The sequence below is a fragment of the Kordia antarctica genome (assembly GCF_009901525.1).
Taxonomy (GTDB): Bacteria; Bacteroidota; Bacteroidia; order Flavobacteriales; family Flavobacteriaceae; genus Kordia; species Kordia antarctica.
Genome location: NZ_CP019288.1, coordinates 5152434 through 5173099, shown reverse-complemented (window position 1 = coordinate 5173099; position 20666 = coordinate 5152434). Strand labels below are relative to the sequence as shown.

Below are 20666 nucleotides of genomic sequence, written 5' to 3'. Positions count from 1 at the left end.
GCAAAATGCAAAGCTTTTTTTGTCGGGGTGGCAGGATTACAAATTGTGATCCTGAGAAAAGGAACGTTGCTAATAAAGCTTTGATTCACTTCGTTCCCACAATTCTTTTTTTTAGAAATATATTTTTGAGCAAGCTCAACTATATTCCAAAAAAAAAGCCTTGCAAAATGCAAAGCTTTTTTTGTCGGGGTGGCAGGATTCGAACCTGCGACCTCCTCGTCCCAAACGAGGCGCGATGACCGGGCTACGCTACACCCCGAAAGTGTAAAATTCGTAGTGTAGTTTATCTCGAGTAACGTCGAGAGGCTACACCCCGAAAAGTGTGTTTGCTATAGTTTTTTTTCGATAAGAATTCAAAACTATGCCCTAAAAATTGGAATGCAAATATAGTGCTTTTATCGAAACACAAAGACAAAAACTATTTATTTTTAAAAAATAACTTTCATGAATAATTTACTTAATTTTGTAACATCTAAAAAACACGAAATATATGCTCATTATTGGTATTGGCGGAGGAACTGGAAGTGGAAAAACCACCGTAGTAAACGAAATTATAAAACAATTGCCCGAAAATGAAGTTGGAGTCATCTCGCAAGATTCCTACTATAACGATACTTCACACCTAAATTATGAGCAACGTACAAAAATTAACTTCGATCATCCGCGATCAATTGACTTCGATTTATTGTGCAAACATTTAAAAGAATTAAAAAAAGGAAATGAAATCGATCAACCTGTATATTCGTTTGTAAAACACAATCGTACAGGCGATACAATTCATACGCTTCCGCGAAAAGTAATGATTGTAGAAGGAATTCTAATTCTAACAAATGCGGAACTTCGTGAAATGTGCGACATTAAAATCTTTGTACATGCCGATTCTGACGAACGTCTCATCCGAAGAATAAAACGAGATATTACACAACGTGGACGCGATATCAACGAAGTATTAAGCAGATATCAATCAACGCTAAAGCCAATGCACACGCAGTTTATTGAGCCAACAAAAGAATTTGCAGACATCATAATTCCAAACAATCGCTACAACACAGTCGCCGTTGATATTGTACGCACAATTATTACCGAACGATTAACCTAATATTTAGTACATTTATATCATATTTTGACACTAGCGCAATTGCACAAAAAATGAATCTAAACAAGCTCAAAAATATATACATCATTATCTCCGCCATATTTATCTTATGGATGCTATTTTTAGATGCAAACTCTTGGTTTTCGACACACGGAGAACTCAATAGACAAATTGAACTTTTAGAAAAACAGAAAGAAAATCTTCAACTCGAAATCACAAAAGATCGTGAAAATATCAAAAAATTCTCAAGTATGGAAGAATTGGAGAAATTTGCACGCGAACGCTATTTCATGAAAAAAGAAAACGAAGAAATCTACATCATAGAATACGCAGATAGCCTAAAAATAAAAAACGAATGAGCAAGTCACTATTTGACGAATTTGACCCTGTTTCTGCTGCGCAATGGAAACAAAAAATACAAGTCGATCTAAAAGGTGCTGACTACAATCAGACATTAATTACGGCTACGCAAGAAGGAATTGACATTACGCCATTTTACCACAGTGAAACGTTTGGAAATATCGTACCAATTGCAACGCAAACTACGAATTGGAAAATATCGCAACGCGTTGTTGTGACTGATGCCAACGAAGCAAACACCGAAATAAAAGACATCCTAGAAAGAGGCGCAGAAAGTGTTGTGCTCATTATCTCAAACACAGCCATTTCTATCAAAACACTTCTAAAAGATATTGACGTTCAAAATGTTCCTATTCATGTAGAAATGGAATTCTTGTCTGTGGATTATTGTACTACTATTTCCGCTTTTGCGAAAGAACACACAGCAAGTATCACGATTGGAGTTGATATCATAGGAAATTTGGCTTCCACAGGAAATTGGTTTGAAAATACTACGAAAGATCATGAAGCGTTAGAAAATATTATGACGCTAGAAGGTTTCCGAAGTTCGGTAACGATTCACGTTGACACATATCAAAACGCAGGCGCAACAATGGTGCAACAATTGGCGTACGCACTTTCACACGCAAACGAATACTTGAATCATTTTGGTTCAAAAATTACGAACAAAATTACGTTCAATGTTTCGGTTGGAACTCACTATTTCTTTGAAATTGCCAAACTCAGAGCATTACGTCACTTATGGAGTATTTTGGCGAAAGAATATAATTTAGATCAAAATTGTATCATAATTGCTTCACCTTCAAAACGTAACAAAACGTTGTATGATTACAATGTAAACATGTTGCGAACCACGACAGAATGCATGAGCGCAGTTTTAGGTGGCGCAGATTTTGTGTATAATTTACCATACGATTCATTATATCATAAAGCAAACGAATTTGGAGATAGAATTTCTCGAAATCAACTCAGAATCTTAAAAGATGAAAGTTATTTTGACAAAACGAACAATCCGACAGAAGGTGCATATTACATAGAAAATATCACGAATCAACTTGCAGAAAAAGCATTGATTCTATTTAAAGACATAGAAGCTTCTGGCGGTTTCTTAAAGCAATTAAAAGCAGAAACTATCTATCGAAAGATAAAAGAAAGTGCCGAAAAAGAACAAGCTTTATTTGATGAAGGGAAAGAAGTTTTACTCGGAACTAACAAATATCCAAACTCGGAAGATCGTATGAAACACGATTTGGAAATAGAACCTTTTTCAAAAAATGAAGTGAAAAAAGTAGCAATCATTCCTATTAGTTTAAGACGTTTAGCAACGAAATTAGAAAAAGAACGCCTCAAGCAAGAGTAATTTTTCAAAAAATAAGATTATAAAATGGCTAGAAAAAATCTTCAACATATCACTTTAGGAAATTCAGCGAAAGCGATTTCAACAAAAAACGCAGAAAGTGTATTTACAACTGCGGAAGACATTGAAGTAAAAGCAACGTACAGCGAAGCAGATATGCAAGACGTAAAACACTTGGATTTTGTAGCTGGACTTGCGCCAAATCTTCGTGGACCATATTCAACAATGTTTGTTCGCCGACCTTGGACAATTCGCCAATATGCAGGATTTTCTACCGCAGAAGATAGTAATGCCTTTTACAGAAGAAACTTAGCCGCAGGACAAAAAGGGTTATCAGTTGCATTCGATTTGGCAACACATCGTGGTTATGACAGCGATCATGAACGCGTAGTTGGTGATGTTGGAAAAGCGGGCGTTGCCATTGATTCTGTGGAAGATATGAAGATTCTTTTTGATCAAATTCCATTGGATAAAATGTCGGTTTCCATGACCATGAACGGCGCAGTTTTGCCAATTATGGCGTTTTATATTGTCGCTGCAGAAGAACAAGGCGTAGATCCGAAACACTTAGCAGGAACGATTCAGAATGATATTTTAAAAGAATTTATGGTGCGGAATACGTACATTTATCCGCCATCGCCATCAATGAAAATCATTTCTGATATTTTTGAATATACATCGGAACACATGCCGAAATTTAACAGCATTAGCATTTCTGGTTATCACATGCAAGAAGCTGGCGCAACCTGCGATATTGAACTCGCATATACGTTAGCAGATGGTTTGGAATACATCCGAAAAGGTTTAGCTGCCGGAATGGACATTGACACCTTTGCGCCTCGCCTCTCTTTCTTCTGGGCAATTGGTATGAATCATTTTATGGAAATTGCAAAGTTGAGAGCTGCCAGAATGTTGTGGGCAAAACTCGTGAAACAATTCAACCCAAAAAATCAAAAATCATTATCTCTTCGTACACATTGTCAAACAAGTGGTTGGAGTCTCACAGAGCAAGATCCGTTTAACAATGTAGCACGAACCTGTATTGAAGCTTCTGCTGCAGCATTTGGCGGAACGCAAAGTTTGCATACCAATGCCTTAGATGAAGCAATTGCATTACCAACTGATTTTTCTGCACGAATTGCGCGAAACACACAAATATATTTACAAGAAGAAACGAAGATTACGAAAACGGTTGATCCTTGGGCAGGAAGTTATTATGTTGAAAAACTGACGCATGAAATCGCAAATAAAGCGATGAAACTTATTGAAGAAGTGGAAGAATTAGGCGGAATGACCAAAGCAATTGAAGCAGGAATTCCGAAGATGCGAATTGAAGAAGCAGCAGCAAGAAAACAAGCACGAATAGATTCTGGACAAGATGTCATTGTTGGTGTAAATAAATACAGACTCGAAAAAGAAGATCCTTTACATATTTTAGAAGTAGACAATCAAACCGTTCGAACTGCGCAATTGGCGCGTTTGGCAACATTGAAAGAGAACCGAAACGCTACGGAAGTTACGGAAGCGTTGGAGAAATTGACAGCAGCAGGGAAATCTGGGAATGAAAACTTACTTACGTTGGCAGTAGACGCAGCACGAAAAAGAGCAACATTAGGAGAAATCTCAGATGCACTAGAAGCTGTTTTCGGAAGATATAAAGCACAAATAAAATCATTTTCAGGCGTGTATAGCAAAGAAATAAAAGACGATAGTTCGTTTAAAAAAGCAAAAGAATTGGCAGCCAAATTTGCCGAATTAGAAGGTCGTCAACCGCGAATTATGATTGCAAAGATGGGACAAGACGGACATGATAGAGGCGCAAAAGTTGTTGCCACAGGTTATGCCGATGTTGGTTTTGACGTAGATATTGGACCATTATTCCAAACGCCTGCGGAAGCGGCAAAGCAAGCCATGGAAAACGATGTTCACATTTTAGGCGTTTCTTCATTAGCGGCTGGACACAAAACCTTAGTTCCGCAAGTAATTGCTGAGTTAAAAAAGTACGGGCGCGAAGATATTATGGTAATTGTTGGTGGCGTAATTCCGCATCAAGATTATCAATTTTTATTTGATGCTGGCGCAGTTGCCGTGTTTGGTCCTGGAACAAAAATTAGCGAAGCGGCGATTCAGTTATTGGAGATTTTGATTAATGAAGAATAATACCAATTATCACTTAAAATGAACCTAATAATTTGTTTCTATTGCGTCCATACTTCAATATAAAATAAAACCGTAACGATGCTATGCTTTAATTTTCAATTTCATCTGGACGCACTATAATTCAAATTATTTTAGGCTCATTTCAAATAACAATTGGTATAACTTCACATAAAAAAAGCAGAAAAATAAAATAATAGGTTTTTATTTTTCTGCTTTTTAATTCCAATTTTAGGAATTAATTCAAGTATATTTTTAAGCTATTTTATTGATAATTAGAATACTCCAGTTGCTACTGCATCACTGTTACTAATATCTGTTTTAGTACATTTCCCTCCATTTGCACAAGGAGAACAATATGGTAGGTCAAGGTTATCAGGATCATATTTTACCGCGCATCCTGTTGCTTCATGAGAACATTCGGAAGTCGTACAGGTTATTTTACGTGCAACTACTAATCTATATGAAGCTTCTGTTGCTAATTTTTCGGTTGATTTTATCGCTTTTACATAAAATGAAGTCCGATATGTTTTCCCTTCAAAGAGTAAATTATAGTCCTCATCTATACTAGCGACATAGACACTTGTGTAATTCTCATCGATGTTAGCGTATTTTTTCATGTTTTCGCTAAGTGTATTCAAAGCTTTTTTCGTATCGAATGTTATATATGGCATTCCATCTTTTATGTATCCAATTTCTACCCAATCAGCTTCTATAATTGGTAATTCCGATTTTGCTGCATTTTCTTCGTTTGATTGTGTGGCTTCTTGATCGCTCGTACAGCCACTTAGTAAAAAGGCGAACGCAAGTGCAATCATTGATAAGTATTTAACTGTTTTTTTCATGGTGTTGGTTATTTTATGCCCTTATTTTTGGATAAGTTGACACATTGGTATTCCACTCACTGCGCAACATAGAATACTATTATAGCGCGAAGTATCTTTTTTATTTTTACTTGGTGCTTCAACTTATTTCCACCATTTATCATAATTACGAGGTGTCAATAGGCGTTTTTATTGACTATTATAGTATTTAATTGCTGCATAACAAGAATTCCTGTTATTTCTACGACAAATGAAATCATGTGTAAAATCATGATTTTCAACTCTTTAAATTACAATAATCATATTAAAAATCAAAAAAATAAATAAGAATTTTCTACAAAACTATTTTTTACAGTATTGTCAACAAAATTTATCACAAAAAAAATACTACGAAATGTAGTATTTGTAACTTGCTTTATTAGTAAAGTTTATAAGTTTTTTTAATATATTGAGAATATTATCCATTGTACCGAAAACTCTTTTCAGGAACTTTCCCAACTACGCCTTCAAAGAATTTGTAAATGTATGCGAAGTCAGCTTCCATGTCGTCTGTTGGGTAATATGGTTTGTCTATTTTGACTTCTTTTTTGCCAAAATCGAACGCAACTAACGTAATTGGCACATTTGCTTCTTTTGCAATATAGTAGAATCCTGTGCGCAATTCGTCTACGCGTTTTCGGGTTCCTTCTGGGGCTAATGTTAAGCGGAATTCTTCTTTTCCATCAAAAACAGCTGCCATTGCTTGCACTTTGTTTTGTCCTGGTGTTCTGTCAATTGGCGCGCCGCCTGTCCAACGAAAATACCAACCAAATGGAAACTTAAATAATTCCTTTTTCCCAACGTAATTGATTTCTTTTTTAGTGATGCTTCTAATCATTAAACCAATAAAGAAATCGTGCCAGCTTGTGTGCGGCACAACCGCAACAATACATTTTTTTACTTCATCGGAAAATTCACCTTTAATTTTCCAACCCATGAGTTTGAAATAGATAAACTTGTAAATTGCTCGCATCATTTTGGGGAAGTTTTTAGTATTTCTTTTTGATAGCTTGGCTAATTTAATGAAGTTTTAAGGATTCTAATGTGTAATTGGGAGAAGTTTGTGTTTAGTTCTTGCTTCTAGCAAAATTAAAAATCTTTTATCTAAAATTAAGAAACAGATTGCTTGGTTTCACTCGCAATGATGAATTAAGAAATTTTTACATTTAAAATTCAGCATTTAACATTCATAATTCAAAACATCAGTTCGAGTGATTTTCGATAGAAAATTATATCGAAAACAACTCTAGAACGAAAACTTGCCTTTTTTATGAAACTATTTAGATTACTAGCACTTCTCGATACAACAAATCAAAGATTTGCCACTCGAAGTGACGCTTTGAAAAATTTATAATTTCTTTCGCCTTCAGCGAAAAAATCTCAATACTCAATACTAAAAACTCAGATCTAAAAAGCGGTGACTGAGCCATGTCGAAGTCACATTTTCTTATACATATTCTTCAACTTCTCACGTGTAATGATTTCTTGCCAATTTTTGCCCAACGCATTTTCCCAAAGTGGAACTAACATCAACGCGATGTCAATCATTTTGTCAAACTCTTTGTCGGTTAAATCTTTACAGATTCCTGTTGGGATTTCAATATCATGTTTACGAACCATTTTTTTGAATTCAGAAACTCCTTGCGGATAAAATTCTTCTAAATGATTGAATACTATACAATTACCAATTCCATGTTTTGTTCCTAATAAGTACGAAAGTCCGTAACTCATAGCGTGTGCGACTCCAACTTGCGAATATGCAATGCTCATTCCTCCATGCCAAGAAGCCATCATTAATTTATCTTCTGAATCTTCATCACGTACATTTTTTTCTAAGAAAACGTTTCTACATAATTCGAGTGCTTTTTCGCCATAACTCTGACTAAACGCATTCAAATAGGTTCCTGTGAGCGATTCTATACAATGAATATAACAATCCATTCCAGTGTAAAACCATTGATTTTGCGGCAAACCACGCGTCAATTCAGGATCTAACATTACTTGATCAAAAGGTGTGAAATCTGAGTTGATTCCGAGTTTTTTTTCTGGACCAGTTAAAACCGTAGTTCGCGAAACTTCCGCACCAGTTCCTGATATTGTCGGAATTCCAACATGATATACGGCTTCATTACTCACCAAATCCCAACCTTGATAATCGGCAGCGCTTCCTTCATTGGTCAACATTATTGCGACAGCTTTAGCCATATCGAGCAACGTTCCGCCACCAATTCCGATAATTCCTGACGGATTTTGTGTAAAACGCGATTTCAATTCTTCCACCAAAGCATCTACTTGCGACGTTTTGGGTTCTTCTTCTGCTGATACAAATATAATTTGATCTAAAAAACGAAGTGGAATTCTGTCTATTAGCCAAGGATTGTCTTGAAAAACCTCATCAACCAAAAAGATAAATGGCGCTTTTGTGTTTACACGTTTTGGCGTCAAAATTTCTTGTATCTGGTTAAAACTTCCTCTTCCGAAAATTACTCTGGGAACCATTGGAAAGTTTCTATACTGCATAGTTTGTTAGTTTAATAGTGTAAATATAAATATTATGATAGTTTCTTTAGTGTTTCAACAAATATTCTTGAAACTTTTCGGTAAACTGTCCTACATGATAGCCATCCATCAATGCGTGATTTACCGATATTGAAACCGTCATTTTTTTCTTTGTTTTCTCTACTTCCATTTTACTGAAAGCTATTCTTGGAACCGATTCTTTTCTTCCGTGAAACGGCTCTTTATGTCCTGTAAAACTTGCCCAAGGCAACGCTGAAACATAGATACAATCTTCACTATTTTTTGGCGGAAACAAGTCGTCTGAATTGATAATTCGTTCTTTTTCAGCTTCTATGTTTTTCCTAAATTTTTCAAAATTCACATCATAATCAATGAACGAAAAACCAAATGTTTTGTCAGGTCGCATAATCGTCGCTGACGCGTGAATTGCCTCATGAATCACAACTTCAGTATCATTTTCAATCCGATATCGAAACGCTTCCACTTCATTGATTGCTTTCATACAATCGTGCAAATAGACTGCAAAAAAGCTGTTTCCAGAAGCTTTTGCAAATTCATGTGCTTTCGTTACATTCATTGGCGCAGCAACTGCAAAAAATGGATCTTGAAACGTATTGAAAAACTCAAAATGTTTTCTACGATTCCATGTGTGTACATTTAACTTCTTCACTACAAATAGTTTAACACTTCAACAATATTTTTTACAACAATATATTCGTCAGATTCTTCATTTGGTAAAACTGTTTCATGTTGCCAAGTCGTGTGAAATGGTACATGAATCGCCTTTCCTCCTATGTTTACAATTGGCAAAACGTCTGATTTTAGTGAGTTGCCAATCATTAAAAATTCGTTTACATCTATTTCTAAATGCTGTAACAAATCTGTGTAATTTTTTTCTTTTTTATCGCTCATCACTTCTACATGATGAAAATATTTGGTCAAGCCAGATTTTTCAAGCTTGCGTTCTTGGTCGAGCAAATCGCCTTTCGTTAAGACTAATAATCTGTACTTTTTGCTTAATTGTTCTAATACTTCTTCAATTCCATCCAATAATTCTACTGGCATTTCAATCATTTCTTTGCCTAATTCGATGATTTCGGAAAGTACTTTGTTTGAAATTTTCCCGTTGGAAAGTTCAATAGCACTTTCAACCATAGACAACACAAAACCTTTAATTCCGTATCCGTAAATCGGAAGATTTTTCATTTCCAACTTGAATAATTCTTGATCAATCGTGTTTTCGGTTTCGTATGCGGATAACAATTGCGCAAATTTATGTTCTACATCTCTGAAATAGGTTTCGTTTACCCAAAGTGTATCATCGGCATCAAAAGCAATCACTTTTATTGTATCGTAGTTTATTTCCATTGTTTCTTTGCGCGTTCTAAATCTTCTGGTGTATCAATTTCTACGCCTTCTATCGTAGTTTCTACCATTTTTATTTTCTTCCCAAATTCTAAATAGCGAATGCATTCAATTTTTTCAGTAGCTTCCAAGGATTTCATTGGCAATTCATAAAAATCTAGCAATGCTTGTTTGCGAAACGCATAAATGCCTTTGTGTTTATAATATTTCGCGCCTGCATTTTCGTCTCTAGGATATGGAATTGGTGAACGTGAAAAGTATAATGCAAAGTTTCGTTGATCTACAATGACTTTCACCGTATTCGGATTTTTGATTTCGTCCCAATCTTTGATTTGCACCATTAATGAAGCCAAATCTATTTCTTTGTTTGGATCTTTATAAAAAACATTGATTACTTTTTCCAGACTTTCTTTTTCGGTAAAAGGTTCATCGCCTTGCACATTGATTACAATATCAACTTCCACATTTTGTACAGCTTCCGCAATACGATCGCTTCCAGATTCGTGCTGTTTTTGACTCATGATGACTTTTCCGCCATTGCTGATGATTTCTTCACGAATTACGTCACTATCCGTTACTACGTATACTTCTTCAAAAAGTCCGGTAGCTACAGTTGCTTCATACGTTCGGGTAATGACGGTTTTTCCGTTCAAGTCTTGCATGAGCTTCCCAGGAAATCGAGAAGCTGCATATCGAGCCGGAATCATTGCTATAATTTTCAAATGTGTTGCTTTTATGATCTCAAAAATACAATTATTTTAAATTAACACAGAATTTTTTAATTATTCTACAAAGAATTCATCAGAAAAACCGATGAGATATAATTTTTCTTCGGCACGTGTCATTGCTGTGTACAACCATCGCATATATTCTTTTCCAACGCCGTTTGGTAAATATGGTTGCTCAATGAATACTGTTTTCCATTGTCCACCTTGCGATTTGTGACAGGTTATGGCGTAACTAAATTTTACTTGTAATGCATTGAAAAATTTGTTGCCTTTTACTTTTAGAAATTTTTTATATTTCGAAGTTTCATCTGCGTAATCGTTCATGACTTCTTGATACAATCGGTTTCCATCTTCATACGGTAATGCTGGTGTTTCTGCATTAATTGTATCCAATAGCAAAACCGTTTCTAGTGGTATTTGATTTGGATAATCGACCATTCGTACGTTTACTTCTGCAAAGCGAAAACCATATAATTCTTTAATCGAAAAAATCTCTAATACTTCAATAATATCGCCATTTGCAATAAATCCTGCTTCGGAAGTTGGTGGCAACCAGAAATAATTGTTTTTAACAACCATTAAATAATCGCCCGCAGACAATTCATTTTCATTAAATAAGATGCGATTTCGAATTTGCTGATTGTAAATGTTGGCTCTTTTGTTAGATCGTACAATAATTGCCATGTCTTCTTTTCCGTCATCGGAATACGAATCGCTAATCGCATCTTGAATTTCATAGCCATCAATTAACCGAACAATATCTGGAAAATTGGAGAGTTGAAATTTAAACTCAGCGTAAAATTCGTCACGTAATTGTTCACGCAAGTTTGTCGCGTTTACTAAAATTCCAGAATCTGCATCTTGACGCACAACTTCATCTAACTCAATGACAGTAACGTTTTTATCGTAATTTAGTTCTAATGTACGTTCGTCCAACGCTGGACTTAAATCTAGTTTTACAGGCGGCAACTGTGCGGTATCTCCAATTAAAATTAATTTACAATTATGACCTGAGTAGACGTACATTATTAGATCATCTAACAACGAACCATTTTCAAATAGTTTGGAATCGCTTGGCGAATCGGGAATCATAGAAGCTTCATCTACAATAAATATCGTGTCCCGATGTTTGTTTGGTTGCAACACAAAACTTACGCCGCCGCCTTTATCTTTTTTAGGAAAGTATATTTTTCGATGAATTGTGTGTGCTTGTTGTTTGGAGTAATTACTGATTACTTTTGCCGCGCGACCTGTTGGCGCTAATAATACCGATTTCTTTTTGGTATTCCATAAATGCGTAACTAATGTACCAATAGTTGTTGTTTTTCCTGTTCCGGCATATCCTTTTAAAAGAAACAACGCATCTTTATCATCGCCATAAATAAATTCGGAAAGTTTATGTAAAACTACATCTTGTTTGAGCGTAACTTCGTGTGGAAATTTACTTTTCAATAACTTGTAAAACGTAGTTGCATCCATAATTGTAGTAATTATCGTCTTTTTACTCAATATTTTATGACGAAAGTAGAAAAGTAAATCGAATGATTGCCTATGATTTGATTATTTATAGATATAAAATGCTTTTTTTGATGAAATACTTTTACGATTCAAAAAAAATTGTAGATTTGCGTATATTGATGTTCTTAAAATTAAACTATTCTTAATAGAGATGAAACACGTAAAACAAAAATTCAATTTAGTCTTATCATTCGTAACCGCTTTTTTACTTCTACCGGCTTTATCTATAGCCCAAAATGCAGAAGTAGTTGAAAAAGGTTCATTCCAAGCATTGAAAACTCCAATTATTTTAGTCGTAGCCTTAATTGTAGCTATAGGACTGTTAATCTTAATTGAAAAAAAGGTTCCACGAAAAGTGAGACCCATATTTTCAATCGTATTTTTGTTAGCATCTGTATTTTTCGGATTTAAGATTTATATGTCAATTATGGCGCCTGTTGAGTTTAAGCAGGAAAAAGAAAAACGCTATAGTGCGGTTATCCATAATTTGAAAGATATTAGAGATTCGCAATTAGCACACAAAACAATTACTGGAAATTATGCTAAAGATTTTACAGCTTTAGAGAATTTTATAGAAACTGCTCAGTTTGCAATTGTAGAAAAAAGAGATACAAGTTATACGTATTTTGATAAAGTTTATAAAATTGATAAGCTAAAAGAAGAAGTAATTCTTGATACCTTAAGTTTTGAACCTGTAAGAGATTCATTATTTAAAGGAACTGATCGTTATAAGAAAATGAAATTTGTTCCGTATGCGAAGAATGACCAACAGGAGTTTACAATGAAAGTTGATTCTATTATTGTGAATGGCTATACAGCACCAGTATTTAAAGTTTCTGTGGATAAAACTCTTGTATTATACGATTTAGATAAAGACTTGTTAAGACAAGAAACTAGAGTCATTTCTGTAGATCAAGTTGATGGAAAAGAAATTTTCGTTGGATCGCTTGATAAAGTAAGTGATAGCGGAAACTGGCCAACAAGCTATGAAATTGAAAGCAAAAAGAAAAAATAATAATCAACCAGAATATCAAAAGTTGTCCATTCAGGTTTCACTGAATGGACTTTCTTTTTGTATCCTACATACAATTGAAAATGAAATTACGGAGCTTCGTCATTTTCAATTTACAGCTGTAACAAATCCGCTGCAATTAGAAACTGAAGTAAATGCTATATTTGAGCAACATTCAGAGCTACTAAATCAGCCGTTTCAAGCCGTTACGGTGAGTCATATCAATACCTTATCGACGTTTGTACCAAAGCCTTTGTTTTCTGATAAAAACCTCGCAGATTACCTAAAATACAATACCAAAATTTTACCAAACGATTATATTACATTTGATGTGATCACGAATAACGACATGGTAAATGTGTATATTCCGTATGTAAATATCAACAATCTGTTTTTTGAGAAATACGGTTCATTTACGTATAAACATTTTGCTACAGTATTGATAGAGAATATTTTTCAACTATCAACGAATACCGAAGAAGCTACCGTATATGTGCATGTTCAGAAGGAACAATTTGAAATTTGTATCATCCAAAACAAAAAACTACTCTTTTACAATGCTTTCGAATACTCAACTTCAGAAGATTTTATTTACTATTTACTTTTTACGATAGAACAATTAGGATTGAACACAGATACGCTTCAACTTTACTTTTTAGGCGATGTTTCTAAAGAAGATGTTTTATACACCGTTACGTATACATATGTGCGCAATGTGGATTTTCTGAAAAAAAAGTATCCATTCAATTTCAATGAACATATTGAAAAACCAGAAAGTCACCGTAATTTCACCTTACTAACAAATTTTTAGATGCGAATTATTTCAGGAAAACATAAAGGAAGAAGAATCACTGCTCCAAAAAAGCTACCTGTACGACCTACGACAGATATGGCTAAAGAATCACTTTTCAACATTTTAAATAATCATTTTTATTTTCATGAAATCAGCGTATTGGATTTATTTGCTGGAACTGGAAATATTAGTTACGAATTTGCTTCGCGCGGAACTGAAACGATTACTGCAGTTGATGGCGATTACGGTTGTGTAAGTTTTATTAAAAAAACGGCGACAGCTTTTGAACTAGATATTACAGCGATTAAAAGCGACGTTTATAAGTTTTTAGAACGAACGCGTCTTCAATCGGATGTTATATTCGCAGATCCACCATATGCGTTTACCAAAGAACAATTTGTGCGTATTACAGAAATTATATTTGAGAGAGAATTACTTTTACAAGATGGTTTTCTAATTATAGAACACGCCAAAGAGACCAAATTGGAAGATGTAGCAAACTTTAACTTTTCTAAAAACTACGGAAGTTCCGCATTTAGCTTTTTTAAACTTCCAGAAATAGAAAATTCTAACGAAGAAGAATAGCAACACGCTAGGTATTTTTAATCAAAATATATTTAAATTTCAATAATGCTCAGTCAACGAGTGAAAGATCCTGAATCAAGTTCAGGATTAGAATGCAAAAAGCCGTTAAAGAATTAATTTCCTTAACGGTTTATATATTTTTTTGAAAAGAATCTTAATTAAAAGGTTCGCAATGCTGCCATTTTAATAGCTGCAATTGCCGCTTCAATTCCTTTATTTCCATGAATTCCTCCAGAACGATCAATTGCTTGTTGCAACGTATTATCTGTCAACACACAAAAAATTACAGGAATATCTGAGTTTACATTCAAGTCTTTAATTCCGTGTGCAGTTGCGCTACATACAAAATCAAAGTGTTTCGTTTCTCCTTGAATCACGCTTCCAATCGCAATAATAGCATCTACTTCTTGCGTTTTCTGCATATGTTTTGCTCCATACACCAATTCGTAGCTTCCTGGAACATTCCAACGGATAATGTTAGCTTCTGTAACTCCATTCTCTGTTAATGCAGCAATTGCGCCTTTACAAAGTCCTTCGGTAATATTCTCGTTCCACTCAGAAACAACAATCCCAAATCGAAAATTTTTCGCATTTGGGATTGTAGCTTTATCGTAAGTAGATAAATTTTTATTTACTGTTGCCATATTATTTTTTCAAAGCTTCTGCTTTTCCTATATAAATATCTAGCATTTTTCCGTCTGCTGTATTCTTAAAGCTCTCATATTCATTTTCAATTCTATTGAAATAACCTAAAGCTTTTCCTGCTTCGCCTAAATCTAAAGCCGTAACTCCAGCTTTTAACAAATAGGTTGGTGTTGTTGCATCATTTGCGCTGTGCTTAAATGCTTTTTCATAATGTGCTAAAGCGTCTTCTTGTTGCCCTAACTGTGCAAATGCATCTCCAATAGCACCTTTCGCTTTCGCTCCGATAATAATATCATCAGATGAAAACTCTTGTAAATGCTTGATTGCTAATTTGTATTCATTTAAGTTTAAATATGCAATTCCAGCACTATAATTTGCTAAGTTCGCTGCATTTGTACCTGGATATTCAGAAATGATGTTCAAATATCCGAACTTTCCTTCTCCACCATTCAATGCTAATGTAAATAAAGAATCTCTTGTTGCAATTCCTTTTAACAGTTGATCGTTTACATTTACATTAATTGCTTGATCGAAATATGAATTTGCTTTAAATACTTCGTTTGCAGCTTCTGCTTCTTTTGGTGCAGCAAATACTTTGCTATACACTAAGTATCCTAAAAGGACAAAAGCAATCGCACCAATACCGATAAAGATATATTTTTGATTTTTTGCTACCCATTCTTCCGTTTTGGACGCAGTTTCATCTAAAGTATTAAAGACTTCTGCTGTTGTACTATCTAATTGTTCAGCAGAAACATCTTTCTCTTTATCTTCTTTAGTTTTAACTTTATATCCTCTTTTCTTATAAGTTGCCATAAATTGTATATTAATGAGCGCAAAAATAAAATTTTTAAGAGAATTAAAAGCTTATTTATTTGTTATTTTTCAATAATTTGCATTTTTATTGTAATGACGCTACTATTTTCATGTTTTTAAAGAAATTATCATTGATCAATTATAAGAATTTTGACACGAATTCTTTTGATTTTAATCCTAAAGTAAATTGTCTAGTAGGGAATAACGGAGTTGGGAAAACCAACGTGTTAGACGCTATTTACCATTTATCGTTCGGAAAAAGTTATTTTAATCCTGTGGCTTCACAGAACATTAAACACGGAGAAGAATTTTTCGTAGTGGATGGTACCTACGAAAAAGCGGAAAGAGACGAAAATATTATCTGTTCTTTGAAGAAAGGACAAAAAAAGATAGTAAAACGGAACGGAAAACCTTACGATAAGCTGTCAGAACACATCGGATTCATCCCATTAGTGATTATTTCGCCAGCAGATCGCGATTTAATTATCGAAGGAAGCGATACACGAAGAAAGTTTATGGACAGCGTTATTTCGCAATCCAATAAGCACTATTTAAAAAACCTTATCAATTACAATAAAGTGCTGTCGCAACGAAATTCGTTATTGAAGTATTTTGCGCTCAATAGTACTTTTGATGGCGTCACACTTAGCATTTATAACGATCAATTGCATGATTTAGGTACTAAAATTTACGCTGAACGCAGAAAGTTTATAGAAGCGTTTGTGCCAATTTTTATTTCGCGTTACAACGCAATTTCTAACCAAAAAGAAAATGTGAATATCAGTTATAAAAGTCAATTACATGAAAAAGATTTTCGATCTTTGTTAGAAGAAAATTTAACCAGAGACAAAGTATTGCAATATACAAGTGTTGGCGCGCACAAAGACGATTTATTATTTGCGATAGAAACCTATCCGATTAAGAAATTTGGAAGTCAAGGACAGCAAAAATCATTTCTAATTGCTTTAAAATTAGCGCAATTCGATTTCATAAAGCAATTAGTCAACGTCACTCCTATTCTATTGTTGGATGATATTTTTGACAAATTGGATGAAGAACGTGTGACACAAATAATGTCGTTAGTAAATCATGACGATTTTGGACAATTATTTATCAGCGACACGCATGTAGACAGAACGGAAGCCATTGTAAAAGAGATTCATCAATCATACGAGATTTTTAAATTATAAGTATTTTGAAGAAAAGACACACTGAACATAGAACCATTAGCGAAGTATTGAAAGATTTTGTTTCGGAACACCGATTAGAAGACGGTTTGGACAAAATTGACGCGCGTGATGCTTGGGCAAAATTGATGGGAAATGGTGTGAATACATATACGACGAATGTTATTCTTAAAAATGATACGCTTCATGTTTCGTTATCTTCTGCGGTTTTACGAGAAGAATTGAGTTACGGAAAAGAAAAAATCATTCGATTGCTGAATGAAAGTATAGGCAAAGATTTGATTAAAACGTTGATTTTAAGATAATATAGACTTCTTGGATTGTTGGACTTCTTAGACTTGCTGTCGCTCTTAGATTCTTAGACTTTCTTAGACGATTACAATCGTCTCTTCGAGTAATTTTTGTAATGTAATGGAGAAAATTGTATCGAGAAGTGCTTTGAAACTCAAAATGTAAAAGTGATTTAAAAATAAAATCGTAACCTACATAGTTCATTACTGTCCTTGCGAAAATTTTGCAAAAATTTGTGGCAATCTGTTTCTCGACAAGCAGATTACTTCGTTGTTTCCTCCTCTTAATGACACACACGCTAGCGAAATTTTTTCAACTTGTGCCGACAAACAAATTGAAATATTTGTGAATTCTTGGCAAAAAAAAACAAACATACGGAATCCCGTAAAGTTCTCAATACCATATAACTTAACTTTGAATATAACATTTAAAAAATAAGATATGGCTAATTATTACGTTAACAAAAACTCACAATCTAACGGAGATCACGAAGTGCATACATCTGGATGCAGTTGGCTTCCCAAAGAAGAAAATAGAATTTATTTAGGGAATTTTGATAATTGCAAAGATGCTGTCAAAAAAGCAAAAGGTCATTATGATAAAACAAATGGTTGTTATTATTGCGCTAACGATTGTCATACAACTTAGTTATTTTTATCACTTTTGAGAGTTTATTTTCACAAGCAGCAAAAAAACATTCTTGAATTCGTGGCAAAAATATTCTCTTAAGTTTATTTTTCTAAGTTTTCATCGGTACAAGTTGAAAAACTCGCGCTGGCGGTAAGCTAGAAGCAGTCACAAAACATTTTAAAATAAATCAATTATGAGTATACCAAGTTTTATGGCAGATCAAATCACTATTATACGTGATGAAATTATTCCTGAAATTCCAGAAGAAGTTTTCGATTCTCATGAATTTATTAGATCCTTTTCAAAACGGTTCGAATTAGAATATGTGAAATTTCTAAACTCTTATAAGACTGAACCATTTAGAAATGTTCATGCGCAGATTGGAAAGTTTTTGGCTGAAAACCAAGAAGATTTACATATAAAAAGTAAAGGAAAAACAATAAGTGAGAATATTTTTGGCATTGATAACTTAAATGAAAAATGGGAGAAGCTACACTAAACAAAAAAAATCCTCAATCATTACAACTGAGGATTTAATATATAATATGTTTTTTCCTTAGAAAATCTCTCTTCCTGAAAAGTGAAAAGCACCTTCAATAGTACCATTTTCGTCGCTATCAGAACCGTGAACTGCATTTTCTCCAATAGAAGTTGCATATAAGTTTCTAATAGTTCCTTCTGCTGCTTCTGATGGATTTGTAGCTCCGATTAAAGTTCTAAAATCGCTCACCGCATTCTCTTTCTCTAAGATTGCCGCTACAATTGGTCCTCTTGTCATGAATTCTACTAACTCACCAAAGAAAGGTCTTTCGTTGTGTACTGCGTAAAATTCTTCTGCGTCACGTTTGCTTAATTGTGTTAATTTTAAAGCAACGATTTTAAATCCTGAAGCAGTAATTTTTTCTAAAATAGCTCCGATGTGTCCGTTTTCTACAGCATCAGGCTTAATCATTGTAAAAGTTCTTTTTCCAGCCATTGTGGTATGTATAAATAATTATAAGTTCGTGTTTTCAAAAATCCTCTTGATTTTCGGTGCAAAAGTACACAAATACAATTTATTTGCAAGTCTATTTTAGTATATTAGCCAGCTATGAAATAAGAAGTGCTTAAATCTTCGTTATTTTCACAAGTTCAACAATCAAATTACAGAACTCACACGCATGAATGAAGCTGAGATACAAGGCGTACAAATCTTGTTACAAACACCACAGAATATTGTTATAATTCCACATAAAAATCCTGATGGCGATGCAATTGGATCTACGCTCGCGCTTTGCCATTACTTGAAAAAACGCAAACATAACGCTGTGATTGTAGCGCCAAATGATTATCCAGAATTTTTAAAATGGATGCCTGGCGAAAGTGAAATTGTAAAGTTTGATAGCGAACAAGAACGATCAGAAACGTTGTTGAAAAATGCCAATGTTATCTTTACGTTAGATTTTAACGATTTGAGCCGAATTGGCGAAATGGAACCATCAGTTTCCGCTTGTGAAGCAACTTTTGTGATGATAGATCATCATCAGCAACCTTCCGATTATGCAAAATTCATGTATTCGGACACAAGCATGAGTTCTACTTGTGAAATGGTCTATAATTTTATTGCCTTTTTAGGTGATGAAGATTTGATAACTCCTGAAATGGCTTCGTGTATGTACACAGGAATTATGACTGATACAGGTTCATTCCGCTTTAAAGCGACTACAAGCAAAACACATAGAATTATAGCAAATTTGATAGATAAAGGTGCTGAAAATGATACGATTCACAATGCAATTTACGATACAAATAGCTTGAGTCGCATCCATTTACTAGGTTGCGCACTGAAGAATTTAGTCGTTTTGGAAGAATTTAACACCGTATATATTACCATTAGTAAAGAAGAATTACAACGCTACGATTTCAAAAAAGGTGATACAGAAGGTTTTGTAAATTATGGATTATCATTAAAAGGTATTAAATTTGCAGCAATTTTTATTGAAAATTTACAAGAACCGTATGTGAAGATGTCGTTACGCTCTAAAGGTAATTTTTCGGTAAATGAATTTGCGCGTGCACATTTTAATGGTGGCGGACATACAAATGCCGCTGGCGGACGAAGTGACGATTCAATGGAAGATACCATTGTTAATTTCACTAAAATTTTAAATGCGTACAAAGTAGCATTAAACTAAAAATATGTTGAAAAAAATTGTTTTCTTAAGTATGATATGCATCGCTGTGGTTTCTTGCGCTCAGAAAGAAGCTCGGAAACCTGTCAGCGTTCGTTCAGGTAGTTTTTTGAAAGAATCCGTAGAACGAAATAAAGCATTAATTGCTCAAGAAGAAGCTGCAATTCAAAAATATATGGAGAACGATTCTACAAATACCTATGTAGCTTCTAAAAATGGTTTTTGGTATTTTTACAATAAAAAATCGCCCGAAGAAATGTATTTACCAAAAAAAGGAGACACACTTACCTACGAAATTAGTACTTCCAAATTTGCTGGCGACGTTATTTATGCAAAAGAAGAAATTGGAGTTCAAGAATATATTGTAGAAAAACAACAAACAATTCCCGGATTACGCTATGCATTACAACTAATGAAGCAAGGAGAAACCGTAACATTTCTTTTCCCTTCTCATATTGCGTATGGCTATCACGGAGATAATAAAAAAATTGGAACGAATGTTCCGATTCAATCCACAATTACATTACTTACTATTAAAAAAGAAAACAAGAACCTAGAAACAGAAAATTAAA

At 34.2% G+C, this 20666-nt stretch carries 23 protein-coding genes and 1 tRNA gene; 13 read left to right on the top strand and 11 right to left on the bottom strand.

Annotated features, from left to right (window positions below; all coding sequences use genetic code 11):
- Nucleotides 1–184: 184 nt before the first annotated feature.
- Nucleotides 185–259 (bottom strand) — tRNA-Pro (locus IMCC3317_RS21665).
- Between the two features lie 231 nt (nucleotides 260–490).
- Here IMCC3317_RS21665 and udk point away from each other — a divergent pair.
- Genes udk through scpA form a run of 4 tightly spaced genes read left to right on the top strand, consistent with a single transcriptional unit; the run spans nucleotide 491 to nucleotide 4973 of the window.
- Complete coding sequence (gene udk, locus IMCC3317_RS21660) at nucleotides 491–1099, top strand: uridine kinase (protein WP_160131556.1); 609 nt, start codon at nucleotides 491–493, stop codon at nucleotides 1097–1099.
- A 50-nt stretch (nucleotides 1100–1149) separates the two neighbouring features.
- The gene (locus IMCC3317_RS21655) at nucleotides 1150–1455 is read left to right on the top strand and encodes an FtsB family cell division protein (protein ID WP_160131555.1); all 306 of its coding nucleotides are present in this window, start codon (nucleotides 1150–1152) and stop codon (nucleotides 1453–1455) included.
- Nucleotides 1452–2816: a methylmalonyl-CoA mutase subunit beta gene (locus IMCC3317_RS21650; protein ID WP_160131554.1), complete on the top strand. Its 1365-nt coding sequence runs from the start codon at nucleotides 1452–1454 to the stop codon at nucleotides 2814–2816. The genes IMCC3317_RS21655 and IMCC3317_RS21650 overlap by 4 nt, the downstream gene beginning before the upstream one ends.
- Before the next feature lie 24 nt (nucleotides 2817–2840).
- Entirely contained in the window at nucleotides 2841–4973 is a 2133-nt protein-coding gene (scpA, locus tag IMCC3317_RS21645; RefSeq protein WP_160131553.1) for a methylmalonyl-CoA mutase, read from the top strand.
- Between the two features lie 272 nt (nucleotides 4974–5245).
- Here the strand turns inward: scpA and IMCC3317_RS21640 are convergent, their stop codons facing one another.
- From IMCC3317_RS21640 to IMCC3317_RS21610, 7 genes are all read right to left on the bottom strand, one after another.
- Entirely contained in the window at nucleotides 5246–5815 is a 570-nt protein-coding gene (locus IMCC3317_RS21640; protein ID WP_160131552.1) for a hypothetical protein, read from the bottom strand.
- Nucleotides 5816–6251: 436 nt separating this feature from the next.
- Nucleotides 6252–6809 carry a 1-acyl-sn-glycerol-3-phosphate acyltransferase gene (locus IMCC3317_RS21635; protein WP_160131551.1) on the bottom strand — a complete coding sequence of 186 codons (558 nt, stop codon included), beginning with the start codon at nucleotides 6807–6809 and terminating at the stop codon, nucleotides 6252–6254.
- 461 nt (nucleotides 6810–7270) lie between these two features.
- Nucleotides 7271–8353 carry an iron-containing alcohol dehydrogenase family protein gene (locus tag IMCC3317_RS21630; protein ID WP_170293864.1) on the bottom strand — a complete coding sequence of 361 codons (1083 nt, stop codon included), beginning with the start codon at nucleotides 8351–8353 and terminating at the stop codon, nucleotides 7271–7273.
- 46 nt (nucleotides 8354–8399) lie between these two features.
- Nucleotides 8400–9023 carry a CatA-like O-acetyltransferase gene (locus tag IMCC3317_RS21625; protein ID WP_160131550.1) on the bottom strand — a complete coding sequence of 208 codons (624 nt, stop codon included), beginning with the start codon at nucleotides 9021–9023 and terminating at the stop codon, nucleotides 8400–8402.
- Nucleotides 9023–9721, bottom strand: coding sequence for an HAD family hydrolase (locus IMCC3317_RS21620; protein ID WP_160131549.1), 699 nt, complete (start codon nucleotides 9719–9721; stop codon nucleotides 9023–9025). The genes IMCC3317_RS21625 and IMCC3317_RS21620 overlap by 1 nt, the downstream gene beginning before the upstream one ends.
- Nucleotides 9712–10425 carry a 3-deoxy-manno-octulosonate cytidylyltransferase gene (gene kdsB, locus IMCC3317_RS21615; protein ID WP_174805968.1) on the bottom strand — a complete coding sequence of 238 codons (714 nt, stop codon included), beginning with the start codon at nucleotides 10423–10425 and terminating at the stop codon, nucleotides 9712–9714. The genes IMCC3317_RS21620 and kdsB overlap by 10 nt, the downstream gene beginning before the upstream one ends.
- A 75-nt stretch (nucleotides 10426–10500) precedes the next feature.
- Complete coding sequence (locus tag IMCC3317_RS21610) at nucleotides 10501–11925, bottom strand: ATP-dependent DNA helicase (RefSeq protein ID WP_160131981.1); 1425 nt, start codon at nucleotides 11923–11925, stop codon at nucleotides 10501–10503.
- Between the two features lie 190 nt (nucleotides 11926–12115).
- Here IMCC3317_RS21610 and IMCC3317_RS21605 point away from each other — a divergent pair, with 190 nt between their 5' ends.
- The 3 genes from IMCC3317_RS21605 to IMCC3317_RS21595 are packed head-to-tail and all read left to right on the top strand — an operon-like array spanning nucleotide 12116 to nucleotide 14354.
- Entirely contained in the window at nucleotides 12116–12979 is an 864-nt protein-coding gene (locus IMCC3317_RS21605; RefSeq protein ID WP_160131547.1) for a hypothetical protein, read from the top strand.
- Nucleotides 12957–13787 (top strand): DUF3822 family protein, encoded by an 831-nt coding sequence (locus IMCC3317_RS21600; RefSeq protein ID WP_160131546.1) that lies wholly within the window; start codon nucleotides 12957–12959, stop codon nucleotides 13785–13787. Before IMCC3317_RS21605 ends, IMCC3317_RS21600 begins: the two co-directional genes overlap by 23 nt.
- Nucleotides 13788–14354: an RsmD family RNA methyltransferase gene (locus IMCC3317_RS21595; protein ID WP_160131545.1), complete on the top strand. Its 567-nt coding sequence runs from the start codon at nucleotides 13788–13790 to the stop codon at nucleotides 14352–14354.
- A gap of 158 nt (nucleotides 14355–14512) precedes the next feature.
- Here the strand turns inward: IMCC3317_RS21595 and ribH are convergent, their stop codons facing one another.
- Together ribH and IMCC3317_RS21585 are read right to left on the bottom strand one after the other, a co-directional pair.
- Complete coding sequence (ribH, locus tag IMCC3317_RS21590) at nucleotides 14513–14998, bottom strand: 6,7-dimethyl-8-ribityllumazine synthase (protein WP_160131544.1); 486 nt, start codon at nucleotides 14996–14998, stop codon at nucleotides 14513–14515.
- Between the two features lies 1 nt (nucleotide 14999).
- Nucleotides 15000–15815: a tetratricopeptide repeat protein gene (locus IMCC3317_RS21585; RefSeq protein ID WP_160131543.1), complete on the bottom strand. Its 816-nt coding sequence runs from the start codon at nucleotides 15813–15815 to the stop codon at nucleotides 15000–15002.
- 110 nt (nucleotides 15816–15925) lie between these two features.
- On the opposite strand from IMCC3317_RS21585, the gene recF reads away from it, so the two are divergent.
- From recF to IMCC3317_RS21565, 4 genes are all read left to right on the top strand, one after another.
- On the top strand, nucleotides 15926–17005 hold the full coding sequence (recF, locus tag IMCC3317_RS21580; protein WP_160131542.1) for a DNA replication/repair protein RecF: 1080 nt from the start codon (nucleotides 15926–15928) through the stop codon (nucleotides 17003–17005).
- Nucleotides 17006–17010: 5 nt separating this feature from the next.
- The gene (locus IMCC3317_RS21575; RefSeq protein WP_160131541.1) at nucleotides 17011–17307 is read left to right on the top strand and encodes a DUF721 domain-containing protein; all 297 of its coding nucleotides are present in this window, start codon (nucleotides 17011–17013) and stop codon (nucleotides 17305–17307) included.
- A 427-nt stretch (nucleotides 17308–17734) separates the two neighbouring features.
- On the top strand, nucleotides 17735–17941 hold the full coding sequence (locus IMCC3317_RS21570; protein ID WP_160131540.1) for a hypothetical protein: 207 nt from the start codon (nucleotides 17735–17737) through the stop codon (nucleotides 17939–17941).
- A gap of 175 nt (nucleotides 17942–18116) precedes the next feature.
- The gene (locus IMCC3317_RS21565; protein ID WP_160131539.1) at nucleotides 18117–18422 is read left to right on the top strand and encodes a hypothetical protein; all 306 of its coding nucleotides are present in this window, start codon (nucleotides 18117–18119) and stop codon (nucleotides 18420–18422) included.
- 57 nt (nucleotides 18423–18479) lie between these two features.
- Here IMCC3317_RS21565 and IMCC3317_RS21560 read toward each other — a convergent pair whose 3' ends face one another.
- Nucleotides 18480–18899, bottom strand: coding sequence for a nucleoside-diphosphate kinase (locus tag IMCC3317_RS21560; protein WP_160131538.1), 420 nt, complete (start codon nucleotides 18897–18899; stop codon nucleotides 18480–18482).
- 184 nt (nucleotides 18900–19083) lie between these two features.
- Here IMCC3317_RS21560 and IMCC3317_RS21555 point away from each other — a divergent pair, with 184 nt between their 5' ends.
- Both IMCC3317_RS21555 and gldI read left to right on the top strand, forming a co-directional pair.
- Nucleotides 19084–20097, top strand: a complete 1014-nt coding sequence (locus IMCC3317_RS21555; protein WP_160131537.1) for a DHH family phosphoesterase — start codon at nucleotides 19084–19086, stop codon at nucleotides 20095–20097.
- Nucleotides 20098–20101: 4 nt separating this feature from the next.
- Complete coding sequence (gldI, locus tag IMCC3317_RS21550) at nucleotides 20102–20665, top strand: gliding motility-associated peptidyl-prolyl isomerase GldI (protein ID WP_160131536.1); 564 nt, start codon at nucleotides 20102–20104, stop codon at nucleotides 20663–20665.
- The last annotated feature ends 1 nt before the right edge of the window (nucleotide 20666 follow it).

Coding starts and splice junctions, on each gene's coding strand:
- udk (WP_160131556.1), top strand. CDS start 491: ATGCTCATTATTGGTATTGGCGGAGGAACTGGAAGTGGAAAAACCACC.
- IMCC3317_RS21655 (WP_160131555.1), top strand. CDS start 1,150: ATGAATCTAAACAAGCTCAAAAATATATACATCATTATCTCCGCCATA.
- IMCC3317_RS21650 (WP_160131554.1), top strand. CDS start 1,452: ATGAGCAAGTCACTATTTGACGAATTTGACCCTGTTTCTGCTGCGCAA.
- scpA (WP_160131553.1), top strand. CDS start 2,841: ATGGCTAGAAAAAATCTTCAACATATCACTTTAGGAAATTCAGCGAAA.
- IMCC3317_RS21640 (WP_160131552.1), bottom strand. CDS start 5,815: ATGAAAAAAACAGTTAAATACTTATCAATGATTGCACTTGCGTTCGCC.
- IMCC3317_RS21635 (WP_160131551.1), bottom strand. CDS start 6,809: ATGATGCGAGCAATTTACAAGTTTATCTATTTCAAACTCATGGGTTGG.
- IMCC3317_RS21630 (WP_170293864.1), bottom strand. CDS start 8,353: ATGCAGTATAGAAACTTTCCAATGGTTCCCAGAGTAATTTTCGGAAGA.
- IMCC3317_RS21620 (WP_160131549.1), bottom strand. CDS start 9,721: ATGGAAATAAACTACGATACAATAAAAGTGATTGCTTTTGATGCCGAT.
- kdsB (WP_174805968.1), bottom strand. CDS start 10,425: ATGATTCCGGCTCGATATGCAGCTTCTCGATTTCCTGGGAAGCTCATG.
- IMCC3317_RS21610 (WP_160131981.1), bottom strand. CDS start 11,925: ATGGATGCAACTACGTTTTACAAGTTATTGAAAAGTAAATTTCCACAC.
- IMCC3317_RS21605 (WP_160131547.1), top strand. CDS start 12,116: ATGAAACACGTAAAACAAAAATTCAATTTAGTCTTATCATTCGTAACC.
- IMCC3317_RS21595 (WP_160131545.1), top strand. CDS start 13,788: ATGCGAATTATTTCAGGAAAACATAAAGGAAGAAGAATCACTGCTCCA.
- ribH (WP_160131544.1), bottom strand. CDS start 14,998: ATGGCAACAGTAAATAAAAATTTATCTACTTACGATAAAGCTACAATC.
- IMCC3317_RS21585 (WP_160131543.1), bottom strand. CDS start 15,815: ATGGCAACTTATAAGAAAAGAGGATATAAAGTTAAAACTAAAGAAGAT.
- recF (WP_160131542.1), top strand. CDS start 15,926: ATGTTTTTAAAGAAATTATCATTGATCAATTATAAGAATTTTGACACG.
- IMCC3317_RS21570 (WP_160131540.1), top strand. CDS start 17,735: ATGGCTAATTATTACGTTAACAAAAACTCACAATCTAACGGAGATCAC.
- IMCC3317_RS21565 (WP_160131539.1), top strand. CDS start 18,117: ATGAGTATACCAAGTTTTATGGCAGATCAAATCACTATTATACGTGAT.
- IMCC3317_RS21560 (WP_160131538.1), bottom strand. CDS start 18,899: ATGGCTGGAAAAAGAACTTTTACAATGATTAAGCCTGATGCTGTAGAA.
- IMCC3317_RS21555 (WP_160131537.1), top strand. CDS start 19,084: ATGAATGAAGCTGAGATACAAGGCGTACAAATCTTGTTACAAACACCA.
- gldI (WP_160131536.1), top strand. CDS start 20,102: ATGTTGAAAAAAATTGTTTTCTTAAGTATGATATGCATCGCTGTGGTT.